13 protein-coding genes are annotated in these 16327 nt (G+C 65.8%); 7 read left to right on the top strand and 6 right to left on the bottom strand.

Going from position 1 to position 16327, the window contains the following annotated elements; genetic code table 11:
• Positions 1-33: 33 nt before the first annotated feature.
• The gene (locus J2X06_RS13000; protein ID WP_310063069.1) at positions 34-1470 is read right to left on the bottom strand and encodes a Do family serine endopeptidase; all 1437 of its coding nucleotides are present in this window, start codon (positions 1468-1470) and stop codon (positions 34-36) included.
• A 218-nt stretch (positions 1471-1688) separates the two neighbouring features.
• On the bottom strand, positions 1689-2219 hold the full coding sequence (locus tag J2X06_RS12995) for a hypothetical protein (protein ID WP_310063067.1): 531 nt from the start codon (positions 2217-2219) through the stop codon (positions 1689-1691).
• Between the two features lie 125 nt (positions 2220-2344).
• Between J2X06_RS12995 and J2X06_RS12990 the strand changes: the two genes are divergently transcribed.
• Positions 2345-4228, top strand: a complete 1884-nt coding sequence (locus J2X06_RS12990; RefSeq protein WP_310063065.1) for a winged helix-turn-helix domain-containing protein — start codon at positions 2345-2347, stop codon at positions 4226-4228.
• 31 nt (positions 4229-4259) lie between these two features.
• Here J2X06_RS12990 and J2X06_RS12985 read toward each other — a convergent pair whose 3' ends face one another.
• On the bottom strand, positions 4260-6194 hold the full coding sequence (locus J2X06_RS12985) for an autotransporter outer membrane beta-barrel domain-containing protein (protein WP_310063063.1): 1935 nt from the start codon (positions 6192-6194) through the stop codon (positions 4260-4262).
• A 743-nt stretch (positions 6195-6937) separates the two neighbouring features.
• Here J2X06_RS12985 and J2X06_RS12980 point away from each other — a divergent pair.
• The 4 genes from J2X06_RS12980 to J2X06_RS12965 all read left to right on the top strand — a co-directional run bounded on the left by J2X06_RS12980 (position 6938) and on the right by J2X06_RS12965 (position 11478).
• Complete coding sequence (locus tag J2X06_RS12980) at positions 6938-9091, top strand: adenosylcobalamin-dependent ribonucleoside-diphosphate reductase (protein ID WP_310063061.1); 2154 nt, start codon at positions 6938-6940, stop codon at positions 9089-9091.
• Between the two features lie 251 nt (positions 9092-9342).
• Positions 9343-9879, top strand: coding sequence for a hypothetical protein (locus J2X06_RS12975; protein WP_310063059.1), 537 nt, complete (start codon positions 9343-9345; stop codon positions 9877-9879).
• A gap of 126 nt (positions 9880-10005) precedes the next feature.
• The gene (locus J2X06_RS12970) at positions 10006-10803 is read left to right on the top strand and encodes an NrdJb (protein ID WP_310063057.1); all 798 of its coding nucleotides are present in this window, start codon (positions 10006-10008) and stop codon (positions 10801-10803) included.
• Positions 10804-10926: 123 nt separating this feature from the next.
• Positions 10927-11478: a flagellar basal body-associated protein FliL gene (locus J2X06_RS12965; protein WP_310063055.1), complete on the top strand. Its 552-nt coding sequence runs from the start codon at positions 10927-10929 to the stop codon at positions 11476-11478.
• Positions 11479-11643: 165 nt separating this feature from the next.
• Here the strand turns inward: J2X06_RS12965 and J2X06_RS12960 are convergent, their stop codons facing one another.
• Together J2X06_RS12960 and J2X06_RS12955 are read right to left on the bottom strand one after the other, a co-directional pair.
• Positions 11644-13938, bottom strand: a complete 2295-nt coding sequence (locus tag J2X06_RS12960; RefSeq protein WP_310063053.1) for a choice-of-anchor Q domain-containing protein — start codon at positions 13936-13938, stop codon at positions 11644-11646.
• A 289-nt stretch (positions 13939-14227) separates the two neighbouring features.
• Positions 14228-14446, bottom strand: a complete 219-nt coding sequence (locus tag J2X06_RS12955; protein WP_310063051.1) for a hypothetical protein — start codon at positions 14444-14446, stop codon at positions 14228-14230.
• A gap of 142 nt (positions 14447-14588) precedes the next feature.
• On the opposite strand from J2X06_RS12955, the gene J2X06_RS12950 reads away from it, so the two are divergent.
• Positions 14589-14903 carry a hypothetical protein gene (locus J2X06_RS12950; protein ID WP_310063049.1) on the top strand — a complete coding sequence of 105 codons (315 nt, stop codon included), beginning with the start codon at positions 14589-14591 and terminating at the stop codon, positions 14901-14903.
• 278 nt (positions 14904-15181) lie between these two features.
• Positions 15182-15796 (top strand): response regulator transcription factor, encoded by a 615-nt coding sequence (locus J2X06_RS12945; protein ID WP_310063047.1) that lies wholly within the window; start codon positions 15182-15184, stop codon positions 15794-15796.
• Between the two features lie 48 nt (positions 15797-15844).
• On the opposite strand, the gene J2X06_RS12940 is transcribed toward J2X06_RS12945, so the two are convergent.
• Entirely contained in the window at positions 15845-16264 is a 420-nt protein-coding gene (locus J2X06_RS12940) for a transposase (RefSeq protein WP_310063045.1), read from the bottom strand.
• Positions 16265-16327: the final 63 nt, after the last annotated feature.

Raw genomic sequence — 16327 nt, 5'->3', positions numbered from 1 at the left:
CCGGTGGTGTCGATTGCGGCGGCAGGGTACTGGTTATTGCATGGTCAGGTCGCCCCGCCGGTTAGCGCCACGCATCACGCGCAGGACCAACTGTGCCGGAGCCTGCGTGAAGCTAGCGCGGAAGCCCGGCAAGTCCTCGAAGTTGCCGGAACTGGCGGCGATCACCACGTCATCCTTCTGAAGGCCGTTACGTGAGGCGCGGCTGCCGCGGGCCACCGACTCCACCAGCACGCCCGAATAGCCCGATTGGCGCAGGCGTTCGGGCAGTTCGGCAAACACCGCGCCGTCAAGGCGCGGGTCCAGCTCCACGCCCGCGAACGAGCGCGGCTGCTCGCGCAGCGTGGTGGATAGCTGCAGCGGTTTGCCGTCGCGGCGCACGTCGAGCGCGACACGGCTGCCGACGGGCTGCAGCCCTTCGAAGTTGCGCAGCGAATCGCGCCCGTCGATGCGCTCCCCGTTGGCGGCCACGACCACGTCGCCCACGCGCAGCCCCGCGCCGGCCGCAGCGCTGCCCTTGAACACCTGCGTGACCAGTGCGCCGCGCGCCTCGTCCAGGCCCAGCGCCTTGGCCAGCGGCGCGGTCACGTCCTGAGATTCCAGGCCCAGCGCGCCGCGAACCACCACGCCGTTGTGGGCAAGCTGGTTGACGACATTGCGCGCCAGGCTGGTCGGGATGGCGAAGCCCAGGCCGATGTTGCCCGCCGCGCTGCCGCGCGGGTTGAAGCTGGCGGTGTTGATGCCGACCAGCTCGCCGTTGAGGTTGACCAGCGCGCCGCCGGAATTGCCCGGATTGATCGAGGCATCGGTCTGGATGAAGTTCTGGAAGCCCAGCCCGCGCAGGCCCGTGCGGCCGACCGCGGAGACGATGCCCGAGGTCACCGTCTGGCCGATGCCGAACGGGTTGCCGACCGCGACCACGAAATCGCCCACCCGCAGCGCATCCGAATCGCCCAGCGGCAGTGCGCTGAGGTTCTGCGCCGGAATCCTCATCAGCGCGATGTCGGTGTCGGCATCGGAGCCGAGGAACTCGGCCGGCAGCGTGCGTCCATCGCTGAGCGTGATCGACACCGCGTCGGCGCCTTCGATCACATGGTGGTTGGTGATCACGTAGCCGCGCTGCGCGTCGATGATCACGCCCGAGCCCAGCGATTCGTTGATGCGCTCCTGGGTCAGCTCGGGAAACATGCGCCGGAACATCGGGTCGTCGCCGAACGGACTGACACTGACGCGCTGCTTGGTGTGCACGCTGACCACGGCGGGGGTCACCCGCGCCAGCATCGGCGCCAGCGACGGCAGCGGCGTGGTGCCGACGGCGGCGGGCAGGGCGGCGACGGCCGGTGCGGCCGCGGCGGCCACGGGCGCGGCCTGGGCCGGCGTCTCCAACCCGTCGCGGATCGCGGTGGCGGCAAAGCCACCGAAGGCGGCGGCCAGGGACAACGTCAGCAGGGTGGTGGTGGCCTTCGGGCGCATCGGGTTCCTCGGTGATTCGGCACCTGCGCCTTATGGGGCGTGCCCGTGCTCGTGCTCGGCGCAAGGTGAATTCGTCACTCTCGCGCCCGCACGTTGAATCACCCGTGAAACGAATCACCCGTGAAACCCACCATGCAACGGGGCGGTCATCGGCGCGTGGGGGAGTCCGCTGCATGGCGGACGATCCCCACGGCCGACGCCCGCCCTCGCGGGACTGCTCAGAAGCGCTCGCCGGTCTGCGTGCCGCAGAACTCGAGAGCCTTGCTGTGGGTCTGCGTCGCTGGGTCGTAGATCCAGCGTTCGGCCTGGATGGGGCCGGTGTAGCTCATGCCGTCGGGCGCCAGGGCGACCACGATCGGGCCGACCTGCTGGTAGCCGTGGTAGAGGTCGTTGACGAACCAGAAGAAGCGGATCCAGTAGGTGTAACGGTCGGTCTTGCGGTCGTACTCCCAGGTGCCGTATCCGGGGCCGCGCTTGGACAGTCCCCAGGGGCTGGGAGCGCCGGTGAGCGGGAAGGTGTTGGTTTCCGACAGCGTGCCGCCGGCATGGAAGACCACGGTGGCCAGGATCGGTGAGGGCGTGGCCGACACGCCGCACGGGGCGACCGCGCCCTGCACGTTCCACGTGCCGACGATGATGTTGGCGGGTGTCGGCAGGGCGCCGGTGTCGGAGGGGCCGAAGGCGGGCGCGCCGGGGGCGCAGGAAAGCAGCGCGCCGAGCAGGGTGATGCGAACGAGGGCGGTGGACATCGTCATGCTCCTGGAGGGTGGAATGCCGCGTGCGGACCACCCGCCGCGGTTCCCAGATGCTGCTCAGGCAATGGCCTGAAATTCCTGCAAAACCCGCTGAAACTTTCTGAAACCAGCGAGGCGACATGTCCAACGCATCCGGTCGCTATGCGTTTGAGGGCTTCCGCGTCGACATGCACGCGCGCCAGGTGCTGGACGCCGCGGGCCAGCCGCTGCCGCTGACCGCCAAGGCGTTCGATGTGCTGATGCACCTCATCGAGCACCGCGATCGCGTGGTCGGCAAGGACGAGCTGATGGCGCAGGTCTGGAGCGGACGCGTCGTCGAGGAAAACAACCTGAACCAGGCCGTCTCCGCGTTGCGGCGCGCGTTCGGCACCGGCGTGGGCGACCACCGCTACATCGTCACCGTGCCGGGGCACGGTTATCGCTTCGTCGCCGAAGTCGACGATTGGATCGAAGGCGTGCCGCCCTCGCCGACGCCGGAGGTGGCGGCGGCAGATGCGCGAACCGCAACGCACCGGCGCGGCTGGATCCTGGCCGCGGTGGCAGCGGTCCCGCTGTTGCTGGCGGCCTTGCTGTTCTGGCCGCGGCCGGCGCATTCCCCGCCGACCGCCGCCAACACGGCGGCACTGGCGGTGCTGCCATTCCGTGCACTTCCATCCGGGACGAGCGACGAGCTGCTGGAGCTGGGCATGGCCGAGACGCTGATCGCGCGGCTCAGCCAGGGTGGCGCGTTGCAAGTGCGATCGCTCGATGCGTCGCGGCGTTTGCGCAGCCAGGACCCGATGGAGGCCGGCCGGCAACTGCGGGTGGCGTATGTCGTCGCTGGCTCCACCCAGCGGCAGGGCGGACGCATGCGCGTGACGGTGCGACTGGTGCACGTCCCGGACGGGCGCACGCTGTGGGCCGGGACGTTCGATGAGCAGCGCGATCGCGTGTTCGCCCTGCAGGACGCCATCGCCGAGGCCGTGGCGGGCGCACTCACGGTGAAGGTTGTCCGCACCGCGCAGCGCCACAGCCCTTGCGACGGCGACAACGTCGAGGCCTATCGCGCGTACCTGTCCGGCCGCTACATGATGAACCGCCCGACCGTTGAGCGCCTGTCCGAGGCCGAGGCCGCTCTCGGCCGGGCGATCGAACTGGACCCGACCTGCGCCCGCGCCCATGCGGCGCGGGCGCAATTGCGCCTGCAGCAGATCAGCCTCACCGAGCATGATCCCGTCGAGCAGTACCGTCTGGCATGGGCGGACGTGAATCGCGCGCTGGAGCTGGATCCGCGGTTGGCCGACGCGTATGTCGCGCGCGGACTGATCGAAGTCGGGCATTACTGGGATGCCACACAGGCCGAGGCGTCATTGGCCCGCGCGCTGGAGCTCGATCCGGGCTCGGCCGCCGTCCACGCCGCCTACGCCGACGTGCTGGCGACCGCCGGCCGCGACGACGAGGCCGCCCTGCACCTGTGGCGGGCGCACGAACTCGACCCCCTGTCCCCCGAGGCCACGCTCAACGCCGCGGCCTGGCTCCAACGGATCGATCCCGTGGCCGCACAGGCCCTGGTGGCGCGCACGCTGGAGGCCGAACCCGGCTTCTGGTCGGCCCACTGGTATCGCGCGGCATGGGCGCGGCAACAGGGACGCCTGGCCGAAGCCATTGCCGACCTGGAGGTGGCGGCACGCAACTCAGGTCGCAACAGCCGGGTGCTGTCCTCGTTGGCCAGGACCTACGTGGCCGCGGGGCAGCCCGAACGTGCCCGTGAGCTGCTGCAGGAGATGAAGCAGCGCCAACGCGAGGGCTACGTCCATCCGTCGGCACTGGCGATCACTTATTACGAGTTGGGCGACGATGCGCATGCCATCGACCAGCTCGAACTGGCGTACACACAGCGTGACCTGCGAATTGCCAACCTCGGCGACGACCCCTACTGGCAACGGCTGCACGCCAACCCGCGTTTCCAGGCACTGGCCCAAAAGGCGGTCCTGAAGTCAGACAGGCCGGCCGCGCGCAACTGAAATGCGCGAACCGATGGAGCGTGTCGGGTGCTCAGAAGTCGCGCTGCAAGCCGAGCCACCAGCCGGCATCGGGAACATCCGCGCTGAACTGGCGGGTATGGTCCAGAGTCCCGGTCCATTCGCCGATGCCGGCGAGCAGCCCCAGGCTCACGCTGCCGCTGTCCTGCTGTTGGGGCCACGCCGGCAGATCGAACCGAACTTCGGGGATGGCGGCGAATGCCGCCCGTGGCGTCGTGCCATGGTCGGCGAGGCGATGCCGATAGCGCGCGTCGAGGTCGAACTGCAGCCAGCCCTTTGCGCCCAAGCGCCAGTCGCGGGCGTAGCGGGCACCGGCCGTGCCGTGCATGAAGCTGGCGGAGGTCGGATCGGCGATCAGCTCCAGACCGGTCTCGCCCTGTTCGACGAAGCCGTCGTCGCGCGACCCGGCGTAATCCAGGCCCAAGAACGGAGACAGCCGCCCGCGCCCGACCTGGAAACGTCGGCCGATCTCGCCCTGCATGTACGCCTGTCCGATCCTCCGTTGCGAGTACGCCGTATGCACGCCCGCGTCGCCCAGGTCGATGCCGCGCTGGATCCGCAATGAAGCGTCGGTCATCCCGAGCATGCCTGTGGCGTACCAGCGGCCGCCGGCATCGCGGTATTGGGCGTACAGGTTGGCGCTGGGCGACGGGCCGTCGGCCTGTCCGCCCAGCGAATCGAACTGCATCCACGAGCTGCCGAGAGCGACGCTGCCGCCGACCAGCCAGTTTGGGCCGAACCATGCGTCATGGCCGCCGATATGGCCGGCGCCGCCAGCGCCCTGGGCGCGGTACTCCATCGGTGCCGACCAGGCGCCGGCTGTGGCTGGCGTCAGGCGCTCCAGATGCGCATCGAGTTGGCGGGCGTGGGCAGAGGCCTGGTGGCCGATGGCCTCTGGCATCTGCGCGTGGATACGACCGCCGAGGCTGTCGAGCGTGCGCAGCGCCTGGTCGTGGTCGCGGATGTGCTGGATCGAGGCGGCCGAATCGAGGAAGCGCTGCTGCGCCTGGTTCAGTGCACTCGGCGGCAATCGGGCGAAGCGGTCGGCCTGCTCGAAGGCGCGGTCGAGGTTGTCGGCGCTGGCGAGCTCGACCGGTCCGGCGACGCCTGCCGTCGACATCGCCGAGGCCACCGAGATGCGGGTCGCGTCGAAGAAGACATCATTGGCGGTGTAGCGCAGCGCGCCTTCGAGGAACAGGCCCTGCGCTGCCCACTCGTCGAATTGCCCGGTTACGCCCTCGGCCGCGTGCAACAGCAGCACGCTGGAAGCCGATGGCAGCACGTAGGACTGCGAGGTGCCCTTGATCAGCCTCAACTTGCCGTCGAGCGCGGCGCTGCCGGTGATCTGCAGGTCCCAGCCCAGCACCAGTTCCAGGGTGCCCCAAGCGACCTGGCTGTAGTCGCCTTCGATGCGGCTGTGCCGGTCTTCCGCGCAGACGGACAAGCCGGTGCCGCACTTGTGGCGCGTGCTGAGGAGGTTGCGGTTATCGACGTCGCCGCGCACGGTGCCGGTCAGCCACAACGTTCCACCCGGTGAGAATCCGGTGTCGAAGATCTTGACGTCGGACACCAGCGTGTCCCACACCACCAGCTCGCCGCCGGCAATCTGGGTGCCGCCGCCGAAGCGGTATTCGCCATCGACCAGGTTTAGCCAGCCGGTGCCGTCGACGATCAACGCGTGATCGCTCTGGCGCCCGCCGGTCATCTTGATCTCGTTCCAGGTGAGCGTGTAGTCCACCTTGACGTAGCAGTCCGCGGTGATCGGCGACGGGCAGAGCGCGGTGGGCGACGGTTGTGGCGGCGGCGGCGGAGGCGGTGGTGCCGGGGGTGGCGCTACCACCGCTGGGACGGGATCGCTGCGCACCGCCTGGCCGCCGCCACCGCACGCAGCCAGCAGGAGCATGCCGGCCAGTCCGGCGAGCCGGGTCCAATGCAATAACGGGTTCATGAGGAACCTCCGTGAGAGTCCCTTCGCAATCCCCGTTCATGGCCGATCGATCTACCGAAGGAGAATTCGTCCGTCGGGTCGACAGTGGCGTCGCGCGGTTCGGTGCCGTCCGCGATGAAAAGCCAAGCGCATGCGGTGCCCAGGTTGGGACCGCGACGCGATGTTGTCAGGGAACGCGGCCCGGCTGCCCAGTCGGCCAGGGCAAGCGAGCGATCAAGATGAACAGGTGGCGGGCGAGTACCCCCCAACCTGGGTGTTGGAGATCCCCCTCAAATGAACGATGAAGTTCCCATCCGCCATGCCTTGAACGCCTCCGCGCGGCGCCCAAGAACGCATTGCGGCGGCGGTCAAGGACATCGCTAACACCGACTTCACGACTGGCATCACAAGACGTGACTGCCATCAAAAAAGCGTTGACACATTTCGGGGCCGGGGGTAGTTTGAGTTCTCGCCGCCGACACTACATCTTGTGGTTGAGGTGGCGAAGGAAGCCCAAAACTAGGGTTTTTCTTGATTTAGCTGCATAACGGGACGCGCTATCGGGGGACGGCGTGGGACGGGAGCAAAATGGCCCAGATGTTGGTCCAAACCGTAAAGAAAACCCAGGCTCACGCGGCGCACAGATGCGATCGCGGGCGTAGCCGTCGGCGGCCTTTGGAAGGGACGCAGACGGAGCGGTACACACCATAAGAATCCATAGGCGCGGGTTCACCCGTCGCCAGTAACGAGGAGACAGGACAGGCATGAGCACAGTGCGCCTCGAGGCGGTCAAGACAGCCGCGGCTGAGCGGGAGATCCCGATGCAGCCCGCCTCCCAGGACATCTGGGACAAGAAGTACCGGCTGAAGACCAAGACCGGCCAGGCCGTCGATGCCGACATCGATGGAACCTACCAGCGCGTCGCCAAGGCGCTGGCCGAGGCCGAGCCTACGCCTGAGAAGCAGCTGTACTGGAACGAGCGCTTCGTCTGGGCGCTGCGCCGCGGTGCCATCCCCGCCGGCCGCATCACGTCCAATGCCGGCGCGCTGGAGCACAAGCCCGCCACCTCGACCATCAACTGCACCGTGTCGGGCACCATCGAGGATTCGATGGACGGCATCCTCGACAAGGTCCACGAGGCCGGCCTGACCCTGAAGGCCGGCTGCGGCATCGGCTACGAGTTCTCGACGCTGCGCCCGCGCGGCGCGTTTGTCGCCGGCGCCGGCGCCTACACGTCGGGCCCGATGTCCTTCATGGATATCTACGACAAGATGTGCTTCACCGTGTCCTCGGCCGGTGGCCGCCGCGGCGCGCAGATGGGCACGTTCGACGTCTCCCACCCGGACGTGAAGGACTTCATCCGCGCCAAGCGCGAAGACGGCCGCCTGCGTCAGTTCAACCTGTCGCTGCTGATCACCGACGGCTTCATGGAGGCGGTCCATGACGACGCCGACTGGCCGCTGGTGTTCCCGGTCAACATGAAGGAAAAGGGCGACCTCGACCTCGACGACGCCAGCCAGGTCGTCTGGCGCGACTGGCCGAGCCACCGCAACTACGTCGTCCGCGACGACGGCTTGGTCGCCTGCAAGATCTACGGCCACATCCGTGCCCGTCATCTGTGGGACATGATCATGGTCTCGACGTACGACTACGCCGAGCCGGGTTTCATCCTGATCGATCGCGTCAACGAGATGAACAACAACTGGTGGTGCGAGTCCATCCGCGCCACCAACCCCTGCGGCGAGCAGCCGTTGCCGCCGTACGGCGCCTGCCTGCTGGGCTCGGTCAACCTGACCAAGTTCGTGCGCGACCCGTTCACCGAGCAGGCCTCCTTCGACTGGGAGGAATACAAGGAAGTCGTGCGCGTGTTCACCCGCATGCTCGACAACGTGGTCGAAGTGAACGGCCTGCCGCTGGAGCAGCAGCGCAACGAGATCATGCGCAAGCGCCGCCACGGCATGGGCTTCCTCGGCCTGGGCAGCACCGTGACCATGCTGCAGATGAAGTACGGCTCCAAGGAGTCGTGCGAGTTCACCGAGCGCGTCTCCCGCGAGATGGCCGTGGCCGGCTGGGAGATGGGCCTGGCGCTGGCGAAGGAAAAGGGCGCCGCGCCGATCATGGAAGAGCGCTTCGAAGTCACCGCCGAGATGCTGCGCAAGCGCCCGGAGATGGTGAAGGACGGCTGGAAGATCGGCCAGGAAATCGAAGGCAAGGTCCTGCACGCCCGCTACAGCCGCTACATGCAGCGCGTGGCCTCGGTATCGCCGGAGCTGGTGGACGAGCTGGCCGAAGTCGGCTCGCGCTTCACCCACCACAGCTCCATCGCCCCGACCGGCACCATCTCGCTGTCGCTGGCCAACAACGCCTCCAACGGCATCGAGCCGTCGTTCGCGCACCACTACAGCCGCAACGTGATCCGCGAAGGCAAGAAGTCCAAGGAAAAGGTCGACGTCTACTCGTTCGAGCTGCTCGCCTACCGCGAGCTGGTCAACGCCAAGGCCATGCCGTTCGCCGAGGACGAGGCCGGCAAGCTGCCGGACTACTTCATCTCCGCCGACGACATCTCGCCGAAGGAGCACGTCGACGTGCAGGCCGCCGCGCAGAAGTGGGTGGACAGCTCGATCTCCAAGACCGCCAACGTCCCGACGGATTACCCGTACGAGGACTTCAAGGACATCTACCGCTACGCCCACGAGCAGGGCCTGAAGGGTTGCACCACGTTCCGTTTCAACCCGGCCGCCTTCCAGGGCGTGCTGGTCAAGGAAGCGGACCTGGAGAACACGACCTACCGCTTCGAGCTGGAAGACGGCACGGTGCTGGAGGTCAAGGGCAACGAGCAGATCGAATACGACGGCGAGATGCACACCGCCGCCAACCTGTTCGACGCCCTGAAAGAAGGCTATTACGGCAAGTTCTGACCCTGGCATTCCCCTCCTTGAAAACAAGGAGGGGAGGCGAGGGGATTGGATTCCAGGCGCGGCTCCGGGCCAACCGCGTTCATGTTCCCGGCCCCGCGCAGGCACCGTTGTCTTGTGCCTTGCGCGCGCTGCAGGTATAGCATCGCTCCCGTAACACCGTGATTAGAACCACCCAATTAGATCGCCCCGATTACTCATTGATTAGCTACCGACCGATCAGCACCACGATCTGACGCCCGTCAGGAGGGCACATGAGCAATGGCAACGGAGTGACGTCGACCTTGTCGCAGGCCGCCGAAAGCGTAAAAGAAACTGCTTCGAACCTCGGCGGCGCCATCGTGCACCGCGCCGAGGGCGCCGTGGAAACCGTCAAGGCCACCGCCACCAAGGCGACCAAGGCCGCCAAGAAGGCCGTAGGCACCGCCAAGAAGAAGCTGGCCAAGGTCAGCGCGAAGGCCAAGAAAGAGGCCACCGCGCTGAAGGCCAAGGCCGGGAAGAAGACCGCCAAGCGCGCGACGAAGAAGGCCGCGAAGAAGGCCGTGAAGAAGCAGGCCGCCACCAAGAAGGCGGTCAAGAAGGCAGTGAAGAAAGCCGTGCGTCGCGCCAAGGTCAAGAAGGCCGTCAAGAAGGTCGCCGTGAAGCGGGCCGTCAAGAAGGCCGTCAAGAAAGCCGCCGCCAAAAAAACAGTAAAGAAGGCCCCGGCCCGGAAGGCCGTCGCCAAGAAGGCGGCAACTAAGGCAGCCAAGCGTCCCGCCAAGAAGGTCGCGAAGAAAGCTGCCAGGAAGTAACGCAAGCCCCGATTGGTCGCCGCGCCCACGCGGCGCGGCGACCGCTTGAGCAACACCCTCTGCAACACCCAAACGCATTACTCAATAGAACACCGCATCAGCGCATCGTCTTCAGGAGCGTGGCCCATGGCCGTCAAGATCGAAAAGAAAATCAAGGGCTACAGCGTCGTCACCCCGGAAGACAAGGCGAAGGAGGCCAGCAAGGCCGCGGCGCCGTTATCCGTGGTCGCAGACCTGCCCACGGCCGACGTCATCCAGATGCACGAGCGCATCGAGCGCCCCGAGATGCTGGTCGGCTCCACCTACAAGATCAAGTCGCCGCTGTTCGAGCACGCGCTGTACGTCACCATCAACGACATCGTGCTCAACGCCGGCACCGAGCACGAGCTGCGCCGTCCCTTCGAGATCTTCATCAACTCGAAGAACATGGACCACTTCCAGTGGATCGTCGCGCTGACCCGCATCATGTCCGCCGTGTTCCGCAAGGGCGGCGACGTCACCTTCCTGGTCGACGAGATGAAGGCCGTGTTCGACCCCAAGGGCGGCTACTGGAAGCCGGGCGGCGTGTACATGCCGTCGCTGGTCGCCGAACTGGGCAGCATCGTCGAAGATCACCTCAAGTCGATCGGCCTGATGCACGACCCCGACATGAGCGACGCCCAGCGCGCCCTCATCGCCGAAAAGCGCGCCGCCTACGCGCAGCTGTCAAAAAAAAACTCTGACGTAACCGGCAACGCGGCCGGCGACCTGTTCCCCGAGCCGCGCACCAGCGACACCCCGCGCAGCGAAGACGTCGAAATCACCGGCGAAGGCGTCGCCTTCCCGCCGAGCGCCACCATGTGCCACAAGTGCAGCGCGAAGGCGGTGGTGATCATGGACGGGTGTGCGACTTGCTTGAATTGTGGATATAGCAAGTGCGGTTGAAAGAATAGAAAAACAAAGGGTCAGGTTTCAGAAATGAACCTGGCCCTTTTTCTTGGGTGTTTCAAGTACGGATGTTCGCGGACGACGCTGCCTTGACGTCGTCCGCACGAGCCTCCGGCAAGAATGGGTCACCCACACGGCCCGCTCTCGATGCCGAAATCCGCCACCGTGCTGCTCATCCGCCACGCCGAGAAGTCGGGCGACCCGGACGACCCTGAGCTGACGTCGGCGGGACAGGCGCGCGCGCAGGCGTACGTCGCCTACTTCCAGACGCTCGACCTCGACTCGGCGCGGATCGCGGCGCCGGCGTGGCTCATCGCCAAGGCCGACGATGCGGAAAGCCGACGCGGGCGCCTGACGCTGGAGCCGCTGGCGGCCGCGCTGCGCCTGCCGATCGACACCGCCCTGGACGAAGCCAGCGTCGGGCGGCTGGCCCAACGCCTGCTCGAGGATGCGCGCTACGACGATGCCACTACGCTGGTGTGCTGGTCCCATAAGCACCTGCCGGCGCTGGCCAAAGCGCTGGGTGCGCCGAAGTCGTTGCTGCCGGACGGATGGCCGGAGGACGTATTCGGCTGGCTGCTGCGCCTGGACTACGACGCCACCGGCGCGCTCGTCGCGGCAACGCGGCACGAGCAACGGTTGATGTTCGGCGATTGCGGCACTTCGTCATGACGCATGAGCGGGTCGAATAGAACAGAGGCCAGAATGCGTTTTGCGATGGGCGCTCTGATCTATGCAGCAACCAGTTGCGCGCTGCAGAAAAGGGGCAGGCTCATTGTCCAGTGCCGAAAAAAAGAGTGCCCGGTTTCCCGGGCACTCTGAGGTGGATCGCGGTGCTTACTTGACCTGGAAGGTCGCGCTCGCCGCAGCCGTGGCGGTGCCGCTGGTGGTGACGGCGTTGGCCTTGTAGGTACCGATCGAGCTCGAACCGGTGCCACTCACGAAGCTCCACTTGGCGTAGCCGCTGGCGTCGGTGGTCACGGTGCCGACGATCTTGTCGATGCCGTTGGGCTTGACCGCCTCGAAGCGGACACTCGCGCCGCGGACCGGCAGGCCGGCCTTGAGCACGCGCGCCGTCATCGAGACCTTGGTACCGGCGTTGTAGACCGACTGGCTGGGCGTCAGCGTCTCGGTCAGCGTCGCCGGGGCCGGCGCAACGGGCGCAGCAACCGTGTAGATGGTCGAGGCGCTGGCGGTGTGCGTGGAGCCCGCGACGCTGCTGACGCCGGTGCCGATGCCGTAGGCGCGCGCGGCGGCCGAGGCCGGCGAGGTCACCTGCAGCGTGGCCGAGCCCGAGGCACCCGGGGCCAGCGCGACGCTGGAGGTCGAGAGCGTGCCGGTCCAGCCAGTCGGCACCGTGCGGGCCAGGGCGAAGCTGGTGTTGGCACAGGAGGCGCTGTCGTTGTTGCGGACGTTGACGGTGTAGGTGATGGCGGTGCCTGCGGCGACGGCGGCGGTGTTTCCGGACAGGCTCACCGTCGGCGCGGCGTGGGTGCACACCGGAGCCGGAGCCGGAGCCGGAGGCGGCGTCGTGCCACCCATCTGGACCTCATAGGCACCGATGTCAGCCTGTGCACCCGACGGACGCGGAGCCATCACGAAATCCGTGGTCACGCCGCTGATGACCGGCACCTTGTCGATCACCGGGCTGCCGGCGAGCGGTTCGGCATCGAACGCGCTCAGGCTCATGTTGGCGAGCTTCGGATCCTGGCAGACGCTGCCGGACGGGCACTGGCCGTTCTTGACGTTCCAGAACAGGTTGCCCGAGTAGCTCACGGTCGCCGTGCTGTTGTACACGATGTGGCCAATGGACAACGCGCTCGGAGCCAGATAGTACGGCTTGCCGATGATGGCGTTGTTCTGGATCGTGAGCTTGGCCGAGGCGGTGCCGCCGGTGCTCATGATCGCGCCCTGGCCTTCGCTGATGATCGTGTTGTGACGCACGTTGACGACGTTGCCATCCTTCATCGAGATCGACAGCGCATTGCCGTTGGCACGGCACATGTCGCCGGCCTGCATGTAGTCCTTGCCGGAGAAGTAGCTGCAGTAGCCGTCCAGGACCGAGTTCTCGATCGTGGCGTTGCCGTTGGTCTTGAGCTGGTTGCCGGCATTCGCATACGAGTGCAGGCGACGCACGGTCAGGGTCGTGCCGGCGGCACCGTCGAGGTACAGCAGGTCGACACCGTCGGAGACGTTGTGGTGGACGTCGGAGTCCTCGATCAGCCACTGGCCACCGGTGTAGTAGGTGCCCATGCCGTCGCCGTAACCGCCGGCCTTCTGCGCCCAGCAGTTGATCTTCTCGCCGGTCTGCCAGTTCTCGGCACAACCGTTCCACGCGATCTCGACCTGGCGCAGGATCATCTGGCCGCTGTTGCTGCTGGACGACTCGCCGACGTTGCCGTCCCAGCCGGCCCAGCCGTTGGCGTTCATCTTGACGCGCTCCATGGTCCAGTTGGACAGGCCACCGGCGTTCATCGCGTAGCCCGCCAGACCGTGGATGTTGAGGTCATGCAGCCACACGTTGCTGGACGCGCTGGCCTGGATGCCGGCGCGGGCCCAGTTGCCGTACGGAGCGGAGGTCTTGTTGCACGCGGCCGAGGCGGTGCTGTGGCTGGAGATACAGTTGCTCTTGTCGGTGATCTCGAGATAACCGACTTCAACGTTGTTGCTGCCAACCAGGTTCAGCACGCTGTTGGTGCGCTCGGCGCCCCACAGCTTGGGCGCGGTGGTGCCGTTGCCGAGGATGCGGGTCGGGGCCGACGCGGTACCGCTCGGGATCTTGCCGAGCGCGCACGCGCTGCGGTCGCCGGAGGCGCAGGTGCCGGCCATGCCGGGCGCGCCGTAACCGATCATGTATTCGCCCGAGCCGATCATCAGCGTGTCACCGCCGGCAATGCGCGCGGTGCCGCTGCTCGGCAGGGCGTAGTAAGGATGCTTCCACGCGCAGTTCTGCGCGGTGCCGCTGCCGGAATACGGGGCGTCGGCGCGGCCGTTGCACTGGGTGGCATCGCCACCGTCGGTACGGACGTAGAAGTTGGTGGCAGCCTGCGCCGAGCCGATGGCGAATCCGGCCGGCACGATCAACAGCGAGAGGATGGACTGGGTGAGGGCACGACGTGAAACAAGCGACATGGGGGCAATTCCTAGGTGAGTTCGATGGCGTGGCTCACTCCCCTGTCGAGCCGCGGCGCATCCTAGGAATCGGTCGGAACTCAATTTGCGTGACGCGTCACACTTTCTGCGCCACAGGAATCGATCGCGGGAAAACCCGCAATTCAGCGATGGAAACGTTCAGAAATCGCACCCGTGCTTCGTCATGCGCGTTTCGCTTCAATAAGAATCGTCTGAAAAAAACGCCCGTTTTGACGACTCGAAAAGCGCACTGCGCAAACTTTGCATGGACTTTCTTCGGATCGCGCGCCTACGAAACAGCCCCCACGACCGCTAGAAATGTCTGTCGCTGGCCGCAATGGGCGGCCTGCGCGGTATGACGGTCTTGATGGTGTTCGCAATCGGATTCAACAGCCCCATTGCGGACGAAGCGGCCAATCCACAGGTTGATCGGGTCGCCGAGGTCCTGGAGGTTGCCGCCGGGGAACGCGTCGGTCGGTGAACCGATATTGCTGCAATTCTCGGCCATCAAAACTAGCCGGATTCTCGGACGATTCCGATTCAAATCGGGCCTGCTCGAGGCCAGTCTTGGTGCCCATTGGAGCGTGCGAACTTGGATCGGTTCATCACGAAGCTGATCTATGAGCGTTTGCGGGAAACTTTTGCTTCAGATGACAAGAATCGACGATTTCTATTTCAATCATGCAGGCGACTGCGCACTTGCGAACTGGGTTATTCCGTCGGCCTGTGCAGGCAGCCTGGTGGGTCCGATCGCCGAAAGCCTGCGCGCGGTGTGCGCCTCGGACGGAGGCGTGACGTTCAACCTGATGGCGACGGCCATAGACCAGTACATCGCCCATAGTCTGAAACCGAAGGAAAGTCGTCGTCCGTTGGACGATGCGCTCGATGGGATCCTGATGATGATCGCGCTGGAGTTGAACGAGAATATCGTTATGTCCGCGCGAACCGAATCCGTCGGGCGATAGTTCGCGCCCATGCTCGCCAGCGGGCGGCGGCATCCGAGTGCATCATCAAGCGCACTGGTCAGGCCCATTCGAGGGAGCCACGCTGCTTGCCGGGCGGCGAACCGGGCGTTCCGGGCACATGATCCCGGATGGGGCCTATTGCGACCCCGGAGTAGGCCGAAGGCCACTCCGGTAAGTCTGGCGACCGCGAGCGGGCTCAGCCCCCAAGGGTGCCCGGGCGGAATAGGATATGCCGTTGGTATAAAGTCGCGCCGTTGGCAACCCGGAACGGAAATCTCATGAGCTTCCGAATCGTTTTGGCTGACGATCATCCCATCGTATCCAGTGGCGTCCGCCAGCTTCTGGAGCACGATCGCTCGCTCAGCGTTGTTGCCGTGGTCACGTCGCCCGATGAGTTGCTGAGCACGCTAGACAACACGCCATGCGATCTCCTGATCACGGACTTCAACATGCCGGGGGAGCAAGCGTCCGACGGCCTTGGATTGCTGGGATTGATCCAGAGAAAGCATCCGACGTTGCCCGTGATCGTCCTCACCATGATCACTAATACGGCCGTCCTCCGTTCGGTGCTGGGTGTTGGGGTTCGAGGCCTGATCAGCAAGGCGGATACGCTCACCGAGTTGCCGCTTGCTGTCAGTGTCGTGGCCAAGGGGCGCAACTACGTCAGCATATCGATGAAGGGATACCTGGAAGCCGAAACTGCGAAGCTCTCGCCCCGCGAGACCGAGGTGTTGCGATTGTTCGCCTCCGGCTACACGGTTTCCCAGATCGCGCTTCAGCTCAACCGGAGCGTCAAGACTGTCAGCTCCCAGAAGATGGAAGCCATGAACAAGCTCGGCATAAAGAGCGATCTGGGAATCTATGCGTACGCGCGAGAGCATGGGCTCTTGTGAGCGTTGCGCGCGCCTGGATGCAGGGCAACTGGAGCCAAGCCAGCGGCATCACCACCGCATTTCCCTGGCTGCATGAGGTCGCCATTCACGGGATGTGGGGCCATGCGTCCCGACACGGCGCGAAGCCCTGCTTCGTCTGGCTCTTGCTGACAGGCCCGCTCGAATGGCCAAACCCTGCGCTGGGCGCGTGTTGCTGCCGAGGGCTTCGGTAACGGTTCCCCACACACCGGCGATATTCCAGCGCACGAAGCGAACGTAGGTCGCCCTCCACGAGCCGTACCGATCCGGTAGTTCGTGCCATGGAGAGTCCGTGGCAGCAATCCAAAGAACGCCTTCGATGAAATTGCGGTAGGCAACGTCGTGATTGCGCACGCGGGCGCGCAGCGACCCGGGCAATGCTTCGATGATCCGGAGCCATTGCCGTTCACCAATCGCCATGGAAGCCAAAGGTTGTTCGTCGATCAACATAATCCCCACTTCTTGTGTCGTGCTCTGTTGTCGGGCGACACGTCAGAAGCCAAGTCGTGGCTT

It is taken from the genome of Lysobacter niastensis (genome assembly GCF_031457115.1).
Classification (GTDB): Bacteria; Pseudomonadota; Gammaproteobacteria; order Xanthomonadales; family Xanthomonadaceae; genus Lysobacter_J; species Lysobacter_J niastensis_A.
The sequence above is the reverse complement of the archived record's forward strand: the minus strand, read 5'-3'. Positions and strand labels throughout refer to the sequence as shown.